This window comes from Horticoccus luteus, from assembly GCF_019464535.1.
Classification (GTDB): domain Bacteria; phylum Verrucomicrobiota; class Verrucomicrobiia; order Opitutales; family Opitutaceae; genus Horticoccus; species Horticoccus luteus.
In genome coordinates this window covers 2,344,752-2,364,803 of sequence record NZ_CP080507.1, presented here as the reverse complement: position 1 = coordinate 2,364,803, position 20,052 = coordinate 2,344,752, and the positions used below count along the sequence as shown (strand labels likewise).

The window sequence follows — 20,052 nt, the reverse complement described above, 5'->3', positions numbered from 1 at the left end:
CCCCCACGAATATTACTTACCGATGAACTTGCCGCGCTTTCTCCTCCCGCTCCTTGCCCTCGCTTGCGCGCTGCAGGCAAAGACGGCGCTGCCGGCAGGGGAACCGTTGCTGGCGGGCGATGCGATGAATGCGTTTTCCTTGCGCACGCAACCGGCGGCGAAAGACCACGTGCGTTTTTCGAAGGTGGACGTGAATGGCCCAGGGTTCACTCGCGCCTGGTCCGTGGCCACGCTGGTGGAGTCGCCCCTGGACTCGATCGAACTTCGCGCAACAACGGCGCGCGTGGTGAAGCGGGGCGACGTGGCGTTGCTGCACTTCTTCGCGCGCGCGACCAAGATTTCCGACGAGACGGGTGGCGCGCGGGTCTATGTCGTGGTGCGGCGCAACGGCGTGGCGTGGAACAGCAGCTTCGAGTGCGACTACAATTTCGGTCACGAATGGCAGGAAGTGTGGGTGCCGTTTGCGTTTGAAGAGGACTTCGCGGCGGGCGAGGCGGCGATCATGCTTCGTTTTGGCTTCGAACCGCAGACGCTGGAGATTGGCGGATTGGATGTCGTCTATTACGGGCAAACGCAGTCGCTCGCGTCGCTGCCGCGCACGCGGTTCACCTACGCCGGGCGCGAGGCGGATGCGCCGTGGCGGAAGGCGGCGCTCGCGCGCATTGAGCGGATGCGCAAAAGCGATTTTGCGATCGAGGTCGTCGACTCCGGCGGAAAACCCATTCCGCGGGCGCGCGTGCACGTTGACCAGCAGCGGTCCGCGTTTCAATGGGGCACGGCGTTGCAAATGGAACGCCTCGTCGTGGATACGCCCGACAACCTGCGTTACCGCGAAATCGGGGAAGAGCTCTTCAATTCCGCGAGCACCGAGAATGACTTGAAGTGGCCGGTGTGGCTCGGCGAATGGGACGGCAATTTTTCCCGGCCACAGACCTTGGCGGGACTGCGCTGGTTGAAGGCGCATGGCTTCCACACGCGTGGTCACGTGCTCGTCTGGCCGGGAGAAAAGAATTTGCCGCGCGGCATTCAGGAACGCCTCGGCACTGACCGGCAGAGCGAGATTCCCGGCCTCGTGGTCGATCACATGCGCGAGATCACGCGGGCGACGAAGGGACTCATTGACGAATGGGATGTGCTCAATGAACCGTTCACCAACGGCGACCTCATGCGGGTGTTTGGCGATCAGATCATGCCGGAGTGGTTCAAGGTCGCGCACGAAGAGATTCCGGGTGTGCCCTTGTATCTGAACGATTTTTCCAACCATGACCGCACGACCGACGCCGCGCACGTGGCGTTTTTCGAGCGCACCGCCCGCTATCTGCTCGAGCACGGCGCGCCACTCGGCGGACTCGGATTGCAGGCGCATTTCAACGGCCATCCGAATGCGCCGGAAAATATTCTAGCGGTGCTTGATCATTATCGGGACGAGTTTCATTTGCCCGTGCGCATGACTGAGTTCGACGTCTGGACGAACGACGAGGAGCTGCAGGCGGACTTCACGCGCGATTTTCTCATCCTGAGTTTCAGCCACCCGAGTGTGGTCGGCGTGCAGTTTTGGGGTTTCTGGGAGACGGCACATTGGCGTCCGTCGGCGGCAATGTTTCGCGCGGACTGGAGCGAGAAGCCCAACGCGAAGGTTTACCGCGACTTGGTTTTGACGCAGTGGCGGACGCACCTCGCAGGCGAGACGGACGGCGCCGGGCGCTGGGCCGAGCGCGGGTTCCAGGGCGATTACGTGGTCACGGTTGAAAGTGAAGGGAAACGCGTCACGCACGTCTTTGCGTTGCCGGCCTCGGCCGAGCGCGCGCGTTGGCGCATCGTGCTGCCATGACGGCGCGGTGGCGTTCATGGGGCCGAGTGTTCGCGGTGCTGCTTGGTTTGGCGTGGTGCGGCCTCGCGTCCCTGGCGGCCGCGCCGCTCAAGCGCGTCGCATTGGTCTTTGACGACGGTCCGCGGCCCGAGGATGCCGGACCGTTGCTGGCGCTGTTGGCGAAAGAGAAAGTGGCGGCGACATTCTCGCTGGTCGGCGACAGCGTGCAGGAAAACCCGGCCGAAGCGCGCGCGATCGCCGCGCAGGACTGCGAAATCGTCAATCACTCGCAGACGCACTCGCATCCGGGCGCGCTCAACGATGCGGCGCTGGACCGGGAAATCATCGGCGCGCAGAAATTACTGACGTCGACGCTGGGGAGTGCGCCGCGTTGGTATTGGCCGCCGTTTCTGGAGGCGGATGATCGTGTGCGCGCGACGGCGGCCAGGGCGGGACTCTCGGTTTATGTGCCGAGACACCTAGTCGTTTCACAGGACTACGATCGAGCGGTGACTGCGGCGGAGATTTATCGTCGGGCAACGACGGACGTTCGCGATGGTTCGGTGATTCTCTTTCACGAATGGCGGGCGGAAACGCGCGCGCAATTGCCGGCGATCATCGCGGAACTACGTCGGCAAGGTTGCGGGTTCTTCACGTTTTCCGGATTGGCGGCGGCGTTGACGGCGGGCCCGGTCGCGCGTTCTTCAACGACGGCGGCGAAGCGTTTTTCGCTGGTGGAACGGGGCGTCGCGACTCCGTTGGTGGTCGCGGAAGGCGATTGGGCAGGCGTGCGTCGGGCCGCCGGCGATCTGCGCACAGACATCGGCCGCGCGACGGGAAAGACGCCGGTTTTGACGACAACTCTGCCGGCGGCGAAGACCGTGGTGCTGGCAGGCACGGTGGGACGAAGTGCGCTGATCGATGAGCTGGTCGCGCATGGGAAGCTCGACGTGTCGGGCATTCGCGGGCGGTGGGAGGCGTTTCAGATTGAAGTCGTCGACCGGCCGCTGCCGGGCGTGGAACGAGCGCTCGTGATCGCGGGCAGCGACAAACGCGGCACGATTTATGGACTCTACGAGATTTCGCGACGGATCGGCGTCTCGCCGTGGGCGTGGTGGGCCGACGTGCCGGTGGCGCAGCAGGACGAGATTTTCCTTTCGGCGGAACGCATCGTGGAGCCGGGTCCGACCGTGAAATACCGGGGCATATTTCTGAACGACGAGGCGCCGGCGCTGACGGGGTGGGCGAAGGAGAAGTTTGGCGGATTGAACCACGCGTTCTACGCGCACGTATTCGAACTGCTGCTGCGGTTACGCGCGAATTACCTGTGGCCGGCGATGTGGAACAACGCGTTTAATGAGGATGATCCCGACAACGCGCGCCTCGCCGACGAGTATGGCATCGTCATGGGCACGTCGCACCACGAGCCGATGCTGCGGGCGCAGCAGGAGTGGAAACGCCACGGCCACGGTGCGTGGAATTACGCGACCAACGGCGAGACGTTGCGCAAATTCTGGAGCGACGGACTGCGGCGCAACCGAGACTTCGAGAGCATTATCACGATCGGCATGCGCGGGGACGGCGACGAGGCGATGACGGAAGGGACGAACGTTGCGTTGTTGGAGCAGATCGTGGCGGATCAGCGCAAAATCATTCGCGACACGATGGGACGTCCGCCCGCCGAGGTCCCGCAGCTCTGGGCGTTATATAAAGAAGTGCAGGCCTACTACGAACACGGGATGCGCGTGCCGGACGATGTCACGCTGCTTTGGTGCGACGACAATTGGGGCAATCTTCGCCGTCTGCCGACCGCAGCGGAACGGACGCGCCGCGGTGGGGCGGGAGTTTACTATCACTTCGATTACGTGGGCGATCCGCGGAACTACAAATGGTTGAACACGATTCCGCTCACCAAGATTTGGGAGCAAATGCACCTGGCGTGGCGTTACGGCGCCGATCGGATTTGGATCGTCAATGTCGGGGACCTGAAACCGATGGAGTTTCCGATCGAATTCTTCCTGACGTATGCGTGGCGGCCGGAGGCGATCGGCTACCACCAGCTTGGCGACTATGCGCGCGCCTGGGCGGCGCGGCAGTTCGGCGCGACGGCGGCCGATGAGGTGGCGGATTTGATCAACGGTTACACGAAGCTCAATGGCCGGCGGAAGCCGGAGATGCTCGCACCGGATACGTTTAGTCTCGTGAACTACGACGAGGCGGAACGCGTGCTGGCGGAGTGGCGCGGTTTGGAGGCGCGCGCGAGAGCTTTGAGCAAGGAGCTGCCGGCGGAGGCTCGGGCGGCGTTTTTCCAGTTGGTGCAGCAGCCGATCGAAGCGTGCCGAATCGTCAATGAGCTCGTCATCACGGCGGGCCGGAACCGCCTCCATGCGGTGCAAGGGCGCGCTTCGACGAATGCGGAGGCCGCACGGGCGAGGGCGCTGTTCGCTGAGGATGCCGCGCTGACGGCGCAGTGGGACGCGATGCTCGACGGCAAGTGGCGTCACATGATGGATCAGACGCATCTGGGCTACACGTCGTGGCAACAACCGATTCGCAACGCGATGCCCGCGGTCACCGAGTTGCAGGTGCCGGAGCGCGGCGAACTGGGTGTCGCCGTTGAAGGCGATCCGGCGGCGCGGCCGGGCGACTATCCGATTCCGGCGGAGGCGAAACTTCCGCCGTTGAGTCCCTGGGGGCCGGCCTGGCGATGGATTGATGTCTTCAACCGCGGACACGCGCCGGTGCATTTTTCGATCGAGGCGAATGCGCCGTGGCTGAAGGTCAGCGTGACGAAGGGCGACCTCGGTCCGGATGTGCGCGTGGCGGTGTCGGTGGATTGGTCGGCGTTGAAGCCTGGCGTGCAGGAGGCCACGTTGACGGTGCGCGGCGACGGCGGAGAGCCGCCGATCGTGGTGAAGGTGCCGATTGACTGCCGTCCTGTGACGGGGCACGGCTTCGTGGAACTCGACGGCCATGTGGCGATTGAGGCGCCGAACTTTTCTCGCGCGCAGGGAGCAAATGGCGCGACGTGGAAAGTGTTGCCTGACTTTGGACGAATGTTGGGCGGGGTGACGACATGGCCGGTGACGGCGTCGGCGGACGAACTGGGAAAGGGAGCGCGTTTGGACTACGACGTCTTCTTCCGTTCCACGGGCGAATTTGTGGTCGAACTGCAGTGCGCGCCGACGTTCGACTTTCAACCGGGGCAACCGCGGGAATTCGCCGTGTCGCTCGATGATCAGCCGCCGGCGCCGGTCAAACTGGGGCTCACGGCGACCGATCACGAATGGGAGCAGGCGGTGGGCGACGGCGTGAAGCGCGTGACCGCGCGCATCCAAGTCGATCGTCCCGGTGAGCACGTCTTGAAAATCTGGCGGATGACGGCGGGCGTGGTGATCGAGCGGATCTTGATCGACACGGGCGGAATGAGACGGAGTTATCTCGGGCCGGTCGAAAGCGGTCGCGGCCGGCCTTGATTACTTCCTTCGCATGAAACTCGGTTTAGGTCTCTACAAGCACATGCTCACGCCGGAAAACTTCGCGTTCGCGAAGCAGGCAGGAGCTTCACACGTCATCGCGCATCTCGTGGACTATTTTCGCGGCGGCGGGCATGCTGCTTCGGCACCCCAACCAACTAGGGATTCGCCATGCAGCCGCCCTGTGCCAATATCTCCACCATGCCCGAAAACACTTCGACTAACAAAACACGGCCAGTCCTCCCTTGGTATATCCTTACGAGGGCCCTACTGAAGGACGGTAACGCAGAGCGGCAACGCGCCTAGCGCCTTGCTCGACGTGCGGCAGTCAATATTCAAGACGTGAGGTTTGGTGGTTTTTTTCAGTTGCAAATACAAGGGCTGGGATGCTAAACAAGGCATCCGGCCCTTGGCGTGCTTACACGACCCTTGAGTTTGAGATTGTCACGCGAAAGAATAATGAAGTGAATGTAGATCATGTAAGATTTGTTAATACCCCCGTGCGCGATTACGACGGAAATGCTGTTTTTCTAAATCGCATCGATGCTGTAAATCGAGCGCAGCGAGTACTTAAAATGAGGTACTGGGCGTCGTCATTGGCTCTCGAGAGATGAATACAATAATAAAGATAATTATACTGACTTTGCTTATTCAATTCATGACGGCAGGGTGCGCAAAGCGCGACGAGAACGGGGTCACGAGACTAGATGCTCGTCCGCTTTGGATCGCATATAACGATAATATTATCGACGAGGCGATGCGTGCGAGATCGGCTTCCGAAGCAGTTAGCTTGCTTGAAAACGGGAAAGGGGTGTTGGAATCAAGATTGGCTAGGCATGATGACGATGACCGAATAGCAATAGCGATTATGGTCGATACGATGCATTTGGCAGCAGCGCATTATGCTTCAGGAAAGGTGGATTTGGCTTTGGATGAGATTAATAAAATTGCTGAGTCGAGGTCGCGAAAAGTTCGTGATGATGCACGTCTGATAGAAGAGCGTAAAAAGATATTGGAGTGGATAGTTAATGCGATTGAGCTTGCCGATCCGCCGTGGGGCGCTCGCGTAAAGGTGGACTTCAGTAAGCACATCTCCGGAGAAGTGGATTTGTGGTCTCGAAAGCAGGGATAAGGTGACCCCGCACGAGCCAGCCAAAGCCTCGGGGATGCCGCTTGCCAGAAATGAAGAACAACGCGTTGCGCCATCCGATCGATCGGGGGGGGGCCGAGCCAAGAGGGAGTGGCCGTGTTTTTTGGTTTTCTGTTTGAGAGCCGACGGGCTTGTGAGTGGAGTCATGCATGGCTCCAAGGTTGCGCATCGAATACCCCGGCGCGTTGCACCGTCTGATCGATCGGGAAATCTATCGGCGTGACTTATTTTCGCGGCGGCGCGCATGCTCCTTCGGCACTCAAACACCCGCGGATCAGCCTTGCAGCCGCCCGTCACCGGCTGCGTCGCGCGCTCCGGCGTGGGCAAGTCTGGCAGTTGCCACCTGTTCCGCCAGACCTGCGCGACGCTCATGCTGGAGCATGGCGCTGACATCCGCCACGTCCACGAGCAGCTTGGGCATGCCTCGCTCGCGACTACGCAGATTTACGCGCAGGTCTCGATTCGCAAGTTGAAGGAAGTCCACGCCGCGACGCATCCGGGGGCCAAATTATCGCCGCGCGAGGCTTGCGAACCGCATTGCGGCAATGCAGCATTGCCGCATGACCACACTTCCACTCTCCAAACGCGGCAGCCTGACGTTGCCGCCCGAACTGCGGCGGAAAATGGGACTCGATAAGCTCCGCAACCCAATGCTCCTCGTCGAGGAACGCGAAGGCGGCCTGTTCCTGCACCCGGCCACCGCCGTGCCCGTGCGCGACATCCCGAAGGCGCAAATCCGCGCTTGGATCGCACGCGACGAGGCCGACATGAAGGCGTTCCGCGCCGCGAAGAAAAAGTGAGGCTCTTCCTCGACACGAGTGTCCTGTTCGCCGCGGCGGGATCGGCGAGAGGCGCGTCGCGCTTCGTCATCACGCAGGCCGCAACGCAGGGCTGGGAGCTCGTCAGCTCCTACTACTGCGAGGAGGAGACGCGCCGCAATCTGGCGAAAGTGGGCGCGACGGCCGCGCGCGGTTGGAAGCAACTCGCGCCGCTGATGCGCTTCGTGCAAGTGAGCGTCGCGCTCGACCAGCCGCTGGTCTTCCCGAAGGCGAAAGATCGGCCCGTTGTCATCACGGCCCTGGCCACGCGTGCCGACTGGCTGCTCACGCTCGACGAGGGCGACTTCCACGAAAAACTCGGCCGAGAGGTTTACGGGCTGCGCCTCGCCACGCCCGGCGAGTTTTTGCTGGAGCAGCGCGCCCACGGCGTGCTCTGAGCGAGTCGCTTCCTTCTTTAGCCGCTTCGATTGACGCCACTTCCGGCCTTGCCGGGTGCGGCGTTTTGCTTTGGCCTGAAGCCGCTCGCCGGGCGCAATGACGCGGCCGGAGTCGCGAGCCCTGTCTCGACCTCAACCGAAGGAAGAAAACGCTTTAACGGCCATCCTCGCGAGCGCTGACGCGCCGCCCGTTCCTTGACTTGGTTTGCTGTGCGCGGCCATAGCCGCCGCCCCCAAGCCGCTCTTCTCGAAAACTCGCGCCCGGCCCGCCGCTCCCGCCGGGAAAAACCGCGTCCTGCCGCTACGCTTCACCGCCTACGACGGCACCAGACTTGGCCGTTCACATGAACGGCCGGATATTCGACCCAGGGCTGGGGCGGTTCCTGAGTGCTGACGCGGTCGTGGACGACGCGGGGGATAGCCAGAGCTTCAACCGCTACAGCTATGTCAGTAACAACCCGCTCACCTTCACTGACCCTACAGGTTATTGGAAGGCATGGACGGAAGGGATAGGGCAAGTAGTGCAGATCGCAGCGGCTTACTACACTGCCGGTTTATCGTCTGCTGCGGGCTTGTCATACTCTGCCAGCGAAGCAATTAGTGCCGCGTCATCGGCTTCAGTCGGTTACACTATTAATGGCAACGTTGGCGCGGCTCAAGGCCTCGCCGCGGGGCTGGGTGGTGCAGCCGGCGCCGGTTTATTCAACTCAACGGTTGGATTTTATGTCGGTTATTCCTCGGCGTCGGCCTTTTCCGGAACGTTACTGAACGGCGGCAGTATCGGGGATGCCTTCAAAAACGGGATGATTGCGGGGGCCACCGCTTACGCCGTGTCGTGGGCATCAGGAAAGATCGGCGAGTTTTTTGATTTGGAATACCATGGCCCCGTCACTTTTAAGGATCCGTGGATTGAAGCGGGGCGGGCGTTAGCTCACGGTGTGGTCGGTGGTGCGGCGTCAGTTGCGCAAGGCGGAAGCTTTGGCAGTGGTTTCTACGGCTCTTTTGCCGGATCGATTGCCGGAAGCATTTCGATGCGCTTTAAGTCTTTGAAAGACTCCTGGGGCGTTGCGGTCCGCACGACGATTGCCGCGATTGCGGGCGGGACGGCGTCACTCCTTGGTGGAGGGAAATTCGCCAACGGCGCGATCACGGCGGCGTTTCAGCATCTGCTCAATGCCGAAGCCATTTCGAGCCACATGTTTCACGTGGACGAAGTGACTCCAGTTTCCGACTGGTATATTCACGAAGGTGAGGATTTGAGAATCGAGAAGATGCCGGACGAGGTCACAGGAGCCACATTAGAAACACTAGAGCAGCTTGCAGCCGCCAGAAATCTAGGGAGACTGGCCAGAGTATTTTCAATCATTGATAAATTAATGGAAGGCGTGGGCAACCTCCTTATGATACGAAGCGGTTTTTCTCGCTACGACCAACTCGTGGAGGTGAAGCGCACGTATTATCAAACAATTACCGAACGAGGTGAGCCATTTTCCTTTCGCGCGAATCCCGTGCATACGATAAATGTTGGAACCGAGACTTTTAAGGCATATAGGAGCATTTATTTACTGAAGAGAGCCGAGGATCCGATCATGATAAAACCTGTAGGCGGTGGGCGCTATGAGGAAGTATATAAAATGCGTCAAATATGAAACGTAAAGAATCGATTTTAATCATGGTATTAATAGTCTCCGTAATTGCTATAGCCATGGGTTTTCTGTTTTGGAATGCTAAGAATAGTGATAGGCGAATCGTGATTACATCATCGGCCCCATCATGGATAGTTGATAAGGCCGTTTTGAACTTGCCACGTGGATGGGCTTTACATGCAAATTGGGACGGAGGGCATTATGTCTTAACAGTCAAGGTGACAGAATCGCCACTCCGGCCTGATGTCAGAATAGTACTATACGAGTCAGGGAAGGAGACGGTTTACGAGCGGAAGGTAGCAGTCAAGGAATCGGTGGGCCTCGTTAATATATATGATGATGGCGTTCATTCGGTATCGACGTTAGGCGGGACTCTGGTTAAGGTTACTGGGCCCGCAACGTATAGTTTCTTTCATGAAAAAGAATAGAATTTACCTCGGTCGCTTTCCTGCCGTAATTACGTGTGTCTTAATAGTGACGTTGACTATTGGCTGTGGAAAAATTATAGCATTAAGCAAATCGGTCGTGATCTCGAATGAGACGGATAAAGCTGTCAGTGTGACGATTATACAGGATGAAAACAAGCAAATGACGGTGACGCTTTCGTCTCACGCTAAGCTTGTGAGGCAATGGTTTGCTCCGAGAGCTAAACGATACATATTTGAATTTGGACAGCATCGAGTTGTCGTCGGAAGTTCGGACATAATGGACCAAAAAAAAGCGTTGGGTACCAGCGATATTGTAGTTGAAATACGAGAGAACGGAGTAAGGTTTGTGCCTAATTCTCCATAACGCGGGTCGGGAGCAGGTTCGATCCGGAGTGATAGGTGACACTGTGACCGGAGCGATAGGTAACACATACGGGGGTCGAGCCAAGGGGGACCGGCCGTGCTTTGTTGGTTTTCTATTTGAGAGCGATCCGGCCTATGAGTCGAGTTATGCACAGTTCGAAGATTGCGCATCGAATACTCCAGCGCGTTGCACCGTCTGACCGATCGGGAATCCCTCGGCGTGATTCATTTTCGCTGCGGCGCGCATGCTGCTTCGGCACTCAAACACCCGCGGATCAGCCATGCAGCCGCCCGTCACCGGCTGCGTCACGCGCTCCGGCGTGGGCAAGTCCGGCAGTGGCCACCTGTTCCGCCACACCTGCGCGACGCTCATGCTGGAGCACGGCGCCGACATCCGCCACGTCCAGGAGCAGTTCGGGCACGCGTGCTTGCAGACGACGCAGATTTACGCGCAGGTCTCGATCCGCAAGTTGAAGGAAGTCCAGACCCGGACGCACCCGGCTCGCGCCGCCAGACACGAGTCTTGCGGAAGGCGGGATCCGCGCCTAACATGCCGGCATGAATTATATGGAGCGCATCACCTTCAATCCGAACCAGTGCGGCGGACGCCCGTGCATCCGCGGGATGCGCATCCGGGTGAAAGACGTGCTCGACCTCGTTGCGGCCGGTGTGCCCGAAGCGGACATCCTCGCGGACTATCCCGACCTTGAAGCGGACGACATCAAGGCGAGCCTGGAATACGCCGCCGCCCAGCTCGATCACCCCGTGCTCGTGGCCAGCCGGTGACGTTTTTGGTCGATGCCCAGTTGCCTCCGGCGCTTGCGCGCTGGCTCGCCGAAGCCGGTTGCGAGGCGCAAGCGGTGCGCGAGATCGGACTGCGCGGGGCCGTCGACGGCGCGATCTGACGGCACGCCGAGGCCAGCGGTTGTGTAAGCGTGACCAAGGACGAGGACTTTGCGCTGCGGGTGCAGGCGACCGAAACCGGGCCGTGTGTCGTGTGGTTGCGCGTGGGCAACACGTCCAACGCGGCGCTGCGGGCCTGGTTCATCCCGCGCGTGCCGCAGATCTTGGCGCACCTGGGGCAGGGCACGCGGCTGGTGGAAATTCGCTGACGCCGCTTCCTTTTTACCGGCTGGTGGAACGCCGTTTGCGGGCGTGCCAGCGGCGGCGTTTTGCATTGGCGGCTCGGAGCCGCTCGCCGAGCGCACGACGCGGCCGGACTCGCGAGCCCTAGTCTCACCCTCATCGAAGGGAAAACACACGGTAAACGCCAATGCTGCGCGTCTGGCGGCGCTTCCCGTTCCTTGACTTGGTCGATCCCTCGCGCGCTCGCCGCCATCTCACGCCCGGGCGCCTCCCAACGTCGGCGAAACCCGCGCCGGGCTTCCCGCTTCCGCTGCCGGCAACCGCGTCCTGCTCCTACGGTGCGCGCGCTACGAACCCGCCGGAGCTGGCAATCCACATGAACGGCCGGGTCTATGACCCTACGCTGGGCAGGTTCCTCAGCGCGGACCCGGTCGTGGACGACAGGGAGGACTGTCAGAGCTTCAACCGCTACAGCTACGTCAACAACAACCCGCTCACCTTCGCCCGTCGAATACCCGCCCCCCGCCGACACGTAAGGATACCCATAGAACGCCGCAATAACCTGCACAATCGGCCCAACCGTATGGCTCCACACTTTCCAATATCCCGTCGGGTCAGGGCGGCACGCGAGGTTCTGTTCAAGCGTTCGTGGCTGCCGAGTTTGCCGCCGTAGGCGGGCCATCGGCAGTAACGCGGCCTACTTTGTGGGCTATTCATCCGCTTCAGCGTTCTCAGGGACTGTACAGAACGGCGGTTCTCTCGGCGATGCCTTCAAGAATGGAATGATTGCTGGGGCCACGGCATACGCTGTCTCTTGGGCGTCAGGGAAGATCGGCGCGTATTTCGATAAGCTCTACGATCGACCAGTTGCCTACGAGGACCCTTGGATCGAGGGTGGCCGAGCTGCGGCCCACGGCGCCGAGCGAAGAGGGGACTGGCCGTGTTTTGTTGGTTTTCTGTTTGAGAGCGATCCGGCCTGTGAGTCGAGTCATGCATGGTTCGAAGGTTGCGCATCGAATACTCCGGCGCGTTGCATCATCTGATCGATCGGGGAATCTATCGGTGCGGCGTATTTTCGCGGCGGCGGGCATGCTGCTTCGGCACTCCAACCAACTGGGTCCGCCATGCCGCCGCCCTGCGCGGCTACCTCCACCATGCCCGAAAACACATCGACTAACAAAACACGGCCAGTTTCCCTTGGCATATCCCGGAGCCGAGTTGGCGCGGCCGGATACGGCATTGCCGGAAGCGACTTCCTCGTCATGATGTCCCTCATGCCTGCCACGACTTACCGCTACCTGACCCAAATCCCCGGCGTTCGCTCGGGGCGCACCATCATTGAGGGCACCCGCATCGGCGTGCATGACGTCGTGGGCCTCCTCGTCAACGGCGCGAGTATTGATGAGGTGTGCCGCAGCTTCCCTGGGGTCACCCGCGCGCAGGTTTACGAGTGCTTGTCCTACTACGAGGATCACCGCGTCGAGATCGATGCCTTGGTCGCGCAGCAGATGAGCGAGGGTCCGGTGTGACGTTCTTCCTCGATCAGGACATCCCGGAGGAAATCGCGCTGCTGCTGCGCCATTGGGGCCACACGGCGACGGTGCTACGCGACGTGCTACCGATCACGACCCCGGACGCAGAGGCCTTCGCTTACGCCCGGACGCACGGCCAGATCACGGTCACTTGCAACCGGGATGACTTCCTGTCCCTGGCGGCCGAACACCCCGAGCATCCGGGCCTGATCATCCTGATCCGCCGCCGCACCCGGCAGGCCGAGTGCGGCAAGATGCTGAATTTGCTGCAACGTGCCGGGGAATCCGGCCTGTGCGGCAACGTCAACTTCGCCTGAGCCGCTGAAGCGCCGCTTCGGCCTTGCCGGATGCGGCGTTTTGTTTGGCCGTGAGAGCCCCTCGCCGGGCGCAACGACGTGGTCGGAAACGCGAGCCTCGTTCTTAACCTCACAACGGCCTCAAGCCAAGGGGGACTGGCCGTGTTTTGTTGGTTTTCTATTTGAGAGCCACCCGGCCTGTGAGTCGAGTCATGCATGGTTCGAAGGTTGCGCATCGAATACTCCGGCGCGTTGCATCATCTGATCGATCGGGGAAACTATCGGTGCGATCTGTTTGCCGTCGAGGGCCTGCGAGCCGCCTTGGCTTGCACCTTGTTTGAAAATGCCAGGAAAGTCGGCTGGCGGGTGCAGGCTTTGAGGAACGTTTTGCGGATGACGGCGGGCGTGGTGATCGAGCGGATCTTGATCGACACGGGCGGAATGAGACGGAGTTATCTCGGGCCGGTCGAAAGCGGTCGCGGCCGGCCTTGATTACTTCCTTCGCATGAAACTCGGGTTAGGTCTCTACAAGCACATGCTCACGCCGGAAAACTTCGCGTTCGCGAAGCAGGCGGGAGCTACGCACGTCATCGCGCATCTCGTGGACTATTTTCGCGGCGGCGTGCATGCCGGGCCGGACGATCAGCCGACGGGCACGGACTGGGGTTGGGGTCTGGCGGGTGATGCGGACCAACTTTGGACGACCGATGAACTCGTGGCGTTGCGACGCAACGTCGAGGCGGAAGGGTTGAAACTCGAGGCGATCGAGAATTTCGATCCGGCGCACTGGGGCGACATTTTGATCGATGGCCCGCGGCGGGCGCAGCACATCGAAAATGTGAAGACGATCGTCCGCCACATGGGCGAGGCGGGCATCCCGATCATGGGTTACAACTTCTCGATCGCGGGCGTGGCGGGGCGGACGAAAGGCAACTACGCGCGCGGCGGCGCCCCGGCGGTGGGGATGGAAGGGCCGTATGATCTGCCGATGCCGAATGGTTTGGTTTGGAACATGATCGTGGATCCCGCGGCGCCGACGCGGGGCTCCGGCACGATTCCCGCGGCGACGCCCGAACAGTTGTGGGATCGTTTCAAGCGTTTCGCGGATGACATTTTTCCTGTGGCGGAGCAGGCGGGGGTGAAACTGGCGCTCCATCCGGACGATCCGCCGATGCCGTCCATACGCGGCCAGCCGCGGCTGGTCTATCAGCCTTCGCTCTACCAGAAGGCGATCGATCTCAATCCGAGTGCGGCGAACACGTTGGAGTTCTGCGTGGGTTCGCTCGCCGAGATGACGGAGGGAGACATCTACGAAGTGGTCGAGCATTACAGCCGGCAGGGGCGGCTCGGATATGTGCATCTGCGCAATGTGCGCGGCAAGGTGCCGACCTACAAAGAGACGTTCATCGACGACGGCGAAGTGGATGTGATGCGCGTGCTGGCGATTTTGCAGAAGAATGGTTTCGAGGGCGTGATCATCCCGGACCACGCGCCGCAGATGAGCTGCGCGGCGCCGTGGCACGCAGGAATGGCGTTTGCGATGGGCTATCTCAAGGCGGGGCTGCAGACTCTGGGACACAAATGAAATTCGACGAAGCGTTTTCCTTGCGCGGCGAGATCGCGCTGATCACGGGCGGCGGCACGGGCATCGGGCTGGCGATGGCGCGGGCGATGCACGGCGCCGGAGCAAAGGTGGTGCTGGTGGGCCGGCGGGAGGCGGAGTTGCAGGCGGCGGTGGCCTCGCTCGGCGGCGGGGCGCACGCGTTCACGCATGATGTGACGGATTTTGCCGGCGCGGCCGGATTGGTGGAGCGGGTGACGCGCGACGTCGGGCCGGTGACTTGCCTCGTCAACAACGCGGGCATCCATTTGAAGAAGCCCGCGGTCGACACGACGCCGGAGGAGTTTCAGGCGGTGCTGAACACGCATGTCGTCGGGGCGCATGCGCTCACGCGGGCGGTCGCGCCTGGCATGATGGCGCGCGGGCACGGCTCGATTTTGTTCACCGGCTCGATGGCGTCGATTTTTGGCATTCCGCTGGTGATCGCCTACACGGCGGCGAAGTCGGCGATGGTGGGCTTGGTCAAAGGTTACTCGACGGAACTGGCAGGGCACGGAGTGCGGGTGAACTGCATCGCGCCCGGCTGGATTGCGACGGAGATGTCGCGTCGGGCGCTTGACGGCGATCCGGCGCGCAAAGCCAAGATTTTTGGCCGCACGCCGATGGGCGACATGGGTGAGCCCGAGGATATCGGCTGGGCGGCGGTCTATCTGGCTTCGCCGGCGGCGAAGTTCGTCACGGGCGTGACGCTGCCGGTGGATGGCGGCGTGAGCGTGGGATTTTGAGCGGAGAAGATCGCGGCGGGATCGCGGTCAGGCGCGGGCGGCGCGTTGGCGGCGGTCGGCGAGTTCGGCGGCCATTTGCAAGGTGACGGGGCGGTTGAGCCCGCAGGCGGCGACACAGAGCACGCAGCCGAGAAAAAGGAGGCCGACGAAGAGACTGCTCGAAACGCGAAACCCGGCGATGGCGTCGCGCGCGGAGGGATTTCTCGTGTCGTAATTCCACAGGCCGGCCATGAGCCAGAGGAAGGTGGCGGAGCCGAGGGCGAGGCCGGCTTTGAGGGAGAAGCCGATCGTGGCAAAAACCATGCCGGTGAAGCGCCGTCCGGTCTGCCATTCGGAATAGTCGGCGGCATCGGCATACATCGCCCACATGATGGCGATCGTGGGCGAGTAAACGGCCGCGCCGGTGACGGCGAGCAAGACCATGCCCGTCGCCGCGGTGGGCGGCAGCAAATACATGAGGAACGCGTTGACGGCGGAGAGGGAGAAGCCGACGAGCGCGACGTTCTTCTTGCCGAATTTACCCGAGAGGCCGGCGCAGAGGATGATGCCGAGAATGGTCGTGGCGGTGCCGACCATGTTGACGATGCTGTTGAACACATCGGCGACGTTCGAATCGCTCGCGGTCTCGCGCGTGCTGTGCACCACGTAGCCGAGAAATTCGAGCAGGCCTGAAGGGTGCGTGGTCGCCGAAGTGGTGAGGCCCAGCTTTGCGACGAAGTCGAACATCGCCGCTTTGTCCGCGTAGTGGTGGTAGTAGTTGTAGTGCGCGCCGCCGCGGTAGGCGAGCATCGCAAAGTGAAAGACCGTGTAGCCCACGAGCGCGAGCCACGGGCGGTTTTTTAGCAGGTCGGCGAAGTCTTGCTTCGGGGAGCTCTTTACGGCGGCGACGGGTTTCACGCGTTCGCGCGTGGAGAAAAACGTGACGAGGAAAAGGACGAAGCAGAGCACGGCCCAGATGGTCATCGTGACCTGCCAGCCGTGCTGCCGGTCGTGGCCGGCGGCGAATTTGGCGACGAGCGGAAGCGTCAAACCGCCGACGATGAACTGCGCGATGTTAACCGAGACGAAGCGGTAGGAGTTGAGTTTGGTGCGTTCCTCCAGGTCGGCCGTCATCACGCCACCAAGGGCGGAGTAGGGCATGTTGTTCATGGAGTACAGCGTCATGAGGACGGTGTTCGTGATGCCGGCGTAGGCGATCATCATGCCGGTGCTCCAGCCGAGCGGCGTGGTGTAGGCGAGGACCATGCAGACGGCCCACGGCGCGGAGGTCCAGAGGACCCACGGACGAAACTTGCCCCAACGGGTGTTGGTGCGGTCGGCGAGAACGCCGACGATGGGATCGAAGATGGCATCCCAGAGGCGCGGCCAGAGGAGAATGGCGGCGGCGGCGCTGGCGGAGAGACCGAAGACGTCGGTATAAAAATTGAGCTGAAACAGCACCATCGTCATGAAGACGAAGTTCGCGGCGGCATCGCCGGCGCTGTAACCGGCTTTTTCGAGGAATGACAATTTTTGAACCGGGAGGCTCATGGGTTGGGGAGGGGCAGGCCGAACGCGGGAGGAGCGAACCAGAAAGGGGCCGCGCGGTGCGTCTGCGACGCTGCGGAGGAAGCGTTCGGCGACAATCACCGATGGCGGCTAACATTAGACTTGAGACGGATTGGCGAGCCGCGTGACGTGGGCGGCGCGGTTTTGTTTTCACCCCCGAACGCGCATGAATCCTCGTCGAACCACCTTGAACGATGTTGCCCAGGCCGCGGGTGTGCACGTGACGACGGTGTCGCTCGCGTTGCGCAATCATCCGCGCCTGCCACCGGCGACGCGGGAACGCCTGCAGGCGCTCGCGCGCAAGATGGGTTACACGCCGGATCCGCTGTTGCGCGCCTTGGTGGCCTATCGCGGCCGAACCATGGAACGGCGGTCGCCCTCGACGCTGGCCTACGTAACAAACTGGGATTCGGCGTGGGGCTGGAAAAAGGTGACGGCGCATCCGGATTTTTATCAAGGAGCCCGGACGAAAGCGGAGGAGCTCGGCTACAAACTGGAGCATTTCTGGATGCGCGAGCCGGGACTGACGCACGGGCGGTTGAGCGGGATTCTGGCGGCGCGCGGGATCAACGGAGTGATCATTGCGTCGCACCAGCGCGAAGCGGACGACTCGATTCATTTCGAGTGGGACCGCTTCAGTGCGGTGAAAATCGATTATTTTCCGCACAAGCCGGATCTGCACAACGTGACGAACGATCAGTGCAGCATCGTGCGGCTTGCGTTGCGGCGGGTGATCGCGGGCGGTTACCGGCGGATCGGATTCGTGATGCACCGCGGGTGGAACTACAGCGTCGATCACCTGTGGTCGGCGGGATTCCTGTGCGAGCAGGCGAATCTACCGGTGCGTGATCGCGTGCCGATGTTGCTTTTTCCGGAGGCGGAGCCGATCGAGGCGTGGATGGAAGAATCGAAGACCGACGTGGTCGTGCCGCTCGCACGATTCAAGGACTGGTATGAGCGCTACCGACCGGAGGTGATTGTGGCGAAGGCGTCGTTCGTTCTGCCGCGGTTGGAAGAGATGAAGCTGCGGGTGCCGCGCGACGTGGCCGTCGTGGATGTGTTTTTGAACGACTTTGGCGGCGGCATGGCGGGTGTGCGCCAAAACTATGAAACGGTCGGCGGGCTGGCGGTGGAGATTCTGGCGGGACAGTTGCACCACAATAAATTTGGCGTGCCGACGATCGCGACGACGACGTTTGTGGAGGGCACCTGGTTCGACGGCGCTTCGTGTCCGTTTCCCGCGGCGCCGGCGCAGGAGGTGGCGGTGGTGAGCGCTGGCGTCGCGCGGAAGAGTTCAGCCAGGCGCGGCGGGCCGACGAAGAAAATCAAGTCGTGAGCGGAAGCGGAGGCGGCCCGGCTGGTGGACCAAACCGAAGGCGCGAATGGGCGCGCGAGCGTGCCTCAGCGGGCAGCGGAACGTTGGCGTGAGAATCGACGCAGCGCGGCGCCGAGGAGCACGATGCCGCCGAGGCCGAGGGTGAACGTCGCCGGTTCCGGGATCGCGGCGAGCGGCGCATGGCCGTCTGTCTCGGGATGTTCGCCGCCCACCGAGAGGGTGAGAAAATTGATCATGATGGTTCCGCCCGCGCCCGGGACGGTCCAGGGATCACCGTCGGCGGTCGTCGAAAGGCTGGAAAATAAACCGTAGGCGTCGCCGTTGCTCAGGAAAAGCGTGGAGGCATCGAGCTGGGGAAACCAGACGAGGGCGAGGCGATCACCGGTGGTGAGAGCAGTGAAGGCGCCGGGCGAAGGATTGCTGGCGAGAGGGATGGAAGCGAAACTGGCCGCAACGGTGGCATCGGAGTCAGTGAAGGCGCGGCCGAGAATTTGATCATCGCCGTTGAGGTAGCTGCCAACGGCAAGCGAACTGCCGGCAGTGAACGCGGCGAAGTCGTCTTGGTTGGTGTCGGCGACCAGCAGGACGAGCGCGCCGGCGGGGACCATCGTGCCGCTGCCGTCGTAGAGGGTGCCGGCGCCAAACGAGATTGTGACGGTCTGGGCGCGCGCGGCGATGGCCAGCAGCGGAAGGAGCGCGAGAAGCGCGGAGCGACGAAACAAGGAGAGAAAGCGCGAGTTCATTGAAGATAGGAGGGAAGAGCGGTCCAGAGACGGACATCCGGTTGAGCGGTGGCGTGTCGACGGATGACGTATCCTTCGCCGGGTTTCAACGTGATGCTGCCCGCGGGATGGGCCATGTCGCCAAAGCGATACCAGCCCGCTGCGTAGGTGCCGTTGCCGGCGAAGTAAAAGTAGACGGCGGTGGCGGACTTGTTGATGCCCGGGGTGGTGTTGTCGAAAACGAGCAACTGATCCGTGGCGACGAGGCGGCTCGGTGAAGCGGCGAAGGCGCCGGATTCGTGCAACGCCGAGGCATCGAGGGTGAGGGTGACGGGCACCGGAAGCGCAACGGCGTTATCCTGATCGACGCCGGCGGCGAGGGTGGCCAAGGGCACGCGATAGGCAGCCATTTGGACGGCGCCGGTGACGAGCAGACTGCCATCTGAGCCGGCGGGTTGGCGGACGATAAACGAGCGTCCGGGGGGCAGGCGCGTCGTTCCGCACAGCTTCGTCATATCGCCGAAACGATACCAACCGGCGACGTAGGTGCCGTTGCCGCTGAAATAAAAATAGACGTCCGAGGCCGCTTGGTTGGTGCCGGTGCGGGTGGAGTCAAAAAGGAGCACTTGCGAACGCGCGACGAGGCGGCTGGGCGAAACTGTGATGCCGGCGCCGAGCGGGAATACGGTGTCGAGTGTCCAGTAAGGGATGACCGCGACGACGGAGCCGGCACCTGCACCGTCAACGGCATCGGTAGCGAGGATGCTGAGGTCAAACGCGCCGGGCTCGACCGTGAGCGTGCGGGCGGACGAGGCGGTGATGGGCAGCACGGCGCCCTCGAGCGGGCCAGTCATGACGAGGGCGAAGGCGCCTTCGGCGGGGAGGGAAGGAAGGTCGGCGGCGAGGGTGAGTTGCGCGCCGGAGCGGCTCGCGGTCGTTGTTTCGACGAGGGCCGGACGGTGGAGCGGGAGCGAGACCATCGTATCGCTGCCGCCGCGGAGCGTGAGTTGGAGCGCGCCGACCGGGTCGCTCGGGGTGGCGAGCGCGGCGGGCGGGAGCAGGAGGGTGAGAGCGAGAAAAAGCGTTTTCATCGCGGT

General features: G+C 62.0%; 17 protein-coding genes and 3 pseudogenes. 17 read left to right on the top strand and 3 right to left on the bottom strand.

All coding sequences use genetic code 11. The features are described from left to right. The first annotated feature begins 22 nt into the window (after window positions 1-22). From K0B96_RS09830 to K0B96_RS09750, 16 genes and pseudogenes are all read left to right on the top strand, one after another. The gene (locus tag K0B96_RS09830; RefSeq protein WP_220160730.1) at window positions 23-1,831 is read left to right on the top strand and encodes an endo-1,4-beta-xylanase; all 1,809 of its coding nucleotides are present in this window, start codon (window positions 23-25) and stop codon (window positions 1,829-1,831) included. Then, a complete protein-coding gene (locus K0B96_RS09825; protein ID WP_220160729.1) occupies window positions 1,828-5,286 on the top strand; it encodes a glycosyl hydrolase 115 family protein in 3,459 nt (1,152 codons plus the stop codon). Before K0B96_RS09830 ends, K0B96_RS09825 begins: the two co-directional genes overlap by 4 nt. A gap of 658 nt (window positions 5,287-5,944) precedes the next feature. Next, window positions 5,945-6,418, top strand: coding sequence for a hypothetical protein (locus tag K0B96_RS09820; RefSeq protein ID WP_220160728.1), 474 nt, complete (start codon window positions 5,945-5,947; stop codon window positions 6,416-6,418). A gap of 337 nt (window positions 6,419-6,755) precedes the next feature. Next, window positions 6,756-7,073 (top strand): annotated as a pseudogene (locus K0B96_RS17640) (tyrosine-type recombinase/integrase); the annotation flags it as partial. Further along, window positions 6,997-7,236 carry a hypothetical protein gene (locus K0B96_RS09810; RefSeq protein ID WP_220166618.1) on the top strand — a complete coding sequence of 80 codons (240 nt, stop codon included), beginning with the start codon at window positions 6,997-6,999 and terminating at the stop codon, window positions 7,234-7,236. The pseudogene K0B96_RS17640 and the gene K0B96_RS09810, both read left to right, overlap by 77 nt. Continuing rightward, entirely contained in the window at window positions 7,233-7,652 is a 420-nt protein-coding gene (locus tag K0B96_RS09805) for a PIN domain-containing protein (protein ID WP_220160726.1), read from the top strand. The genes K0B96_RS09810 and K0B96_RS09805 overlap by 4 nt, the downstream gene beginning before the upstream one ends. A gap of 344 nt (window positions 7,653-7,996) precedes the next feature. Then, entirely contained in the window at window positions 7,997-9,301 is a 1,305-nt protein-coding gene (locus tag K0B96_RS09800; protein ID WP_220160725.1) for an RHS repeat-associated core domain-containing protein, read from the top strand. A 1,033-nt stretch (window positions 9,302-10,334) separates the two neighbouring features. Then, window positions 10,335-10,538 (top strand): annotated as a pseudogene (locus tag K0B96_RS17635) (tyrosine-type recombinase/integrase); the annotation flags it as partial. Window positions 10,539-10,647: 109 nt separating this feature from the next. Next, window positions 10,648-10,875, top strand: coding sequence for a DUF433 domain-containing protein (locus K0B96_RS09790; protein WP_220160724.1), 228 nt, complete (start codon window positions 10,648-10,650; stop codon window positions 10,873-10,875). After that, window positions 10,872-11,201: pseudogene (locus K0B96_RS17630) on the top strand (DUF5615 family PIN-like protein). Before K0B96_RS09790 ends, K0B96_RS17630 begins: the two are co-directional and overlap by 4 nt. A 161-nt stretch (window positions 11,202-11,362) precedes the next feature. Beyond that, window positions 11,363-11,848, top strand: a complete 486-nt coding sequence (locus K0B96_RS17625; protein WP_220160721.1) for an RHS repeat domain-containing protein — start codon at window positions 11,363-11,365, stop codon at window positions 11,846-11,848. A gap of 589 nt (window positions 11,849-12,437) precedes the next feature. After that, the gene (locus tag K0B96_RS09770; RefSeq protein ID WP_220160720.1) at window positions 12,438-12,704 is read left to right on the top strand and encodes a DUF433 domain-containing protein; all 267 of its coding nucleotides are present in this window, start codon (window positions 12,438-12,440) and stop codon (window positions 12,702-12,704) included. Then, window positions 12,701-13,024, top strand: a complete 324-nt coding sequence (locus K0B96_RS09765) for a DUF5615 family PIN-like protein (RefSeq protein ID WP_220160719.1) — start codon at window positions 12,701-12,703, stop codon at window positions 13,022-13,024. Before K0B96_RS09770 ends, K0B96_RS09765 begins: the two co-directional genes overlap by 4 nt. A gap of 195 nt (window positions 13,025-13,219) precedes the next feature. Next, window positions 13,220-13,495 (top strand): hypothetical protein, encoded by a 276-nt coding sequence (locus K0B96_RS09760; RefSeq protein ID WP_220160718.1) that lies wholly within the window; start codon window positions 13,220-13,222, stop codon window positions 13,493-13,495. A gap of 13 nt (window positions 13,496-13,508) precedes the next feature. After that, complete coding sequence (locus K0B96_RS09755; protein ID WP_220160717.1) at window positions 13,509-14,588, top strand: mannonate dehydratase; 1,080 nt, start codon at window positions 13,509-13,511, stop codon at window positions 14,586-14,588. Further along, the gene (locus tag K0B96_RS09750; RefSeq protein WP_220160716.1) at window positions 14,585-15,349 is read left to right on the top strand and encodes an SDR family NAD(P)-dependent oxidoreductase; all 765 of its coding nucleotides are present in this window, start codon (window positions 14,585-14,587) and stop codon (window positions 15,347-15,349) included. The genes K0B96_RS09755 and K0B96_RS09750 overlap by 4 nt, the downstream gene beginning before the upstream one ends. A 27-nt stretch (window positions 15,350-15,376) precedes the next feature. Here K0B96_RS09750 and K0B96_RS09745 read toward each other — a convergent pair whose 3' ends face one another. After that, window positions 15,377-16,879 (bottom strand): MFS transporter, encoded by a 1,503-nt coding sequence (locus K0B96_RS09745; protein ID WP_220160715.1) that lies wholly within the window; start codon window positions 16,877-16,879, stop codon window positions 15,377-15,379. 184 nt (window positions 16,880-17,063) lie between these two features. Here K0B96_RS09745 and K0B96_RS09740 point away from each other — a divergent pair, with 184 nt between their 5' ends. Further along, a complete protein-coding gene (locus tag K0B96_RS09740; protein WP_220160714.1) occupies window positions 17,064-18,233 on the top strand; it encodes a LacI family DNA-binding transcriptional regulator in 1,170 nt (389 codons plus the stop codon). Between the two features lie 65 nt (window positions 18,234-18,298). Here K0B96_RS09740 and K0B96_RS09735 read toward each other — a convergent pair whose 3' ends face one another. After that, complete coding sequence (locus tag K0B96_RS09735) at window positions 18,299-18,976, bottom strand: PEP-CTERM sorting domain-containing protein (protein ID WP_220160713.1); 678 nt, start codon at window positions 18,974-18,976, stop codon at window positions 18,299-18,301. After that, window positions 18,973-20,046 carry a TIGR02597 family protein gene (locus tag K0B96_RS09730; protein ID WP_220160712.1) on the bottom strand — a complete coding sequence of 358 codons (1,074 nt, stop codon included), beginning with the start codon at window positions 20,044-20,046 and terminating at the stop codon, window positions 18,973-18,975. Before K0B96_RS09730 ends, K0B96_RS09735 begins: the two co-directional genes overlap by 4 nt. Window positions 20,047-20,052 lie beyond the last annotated feature (6 nt).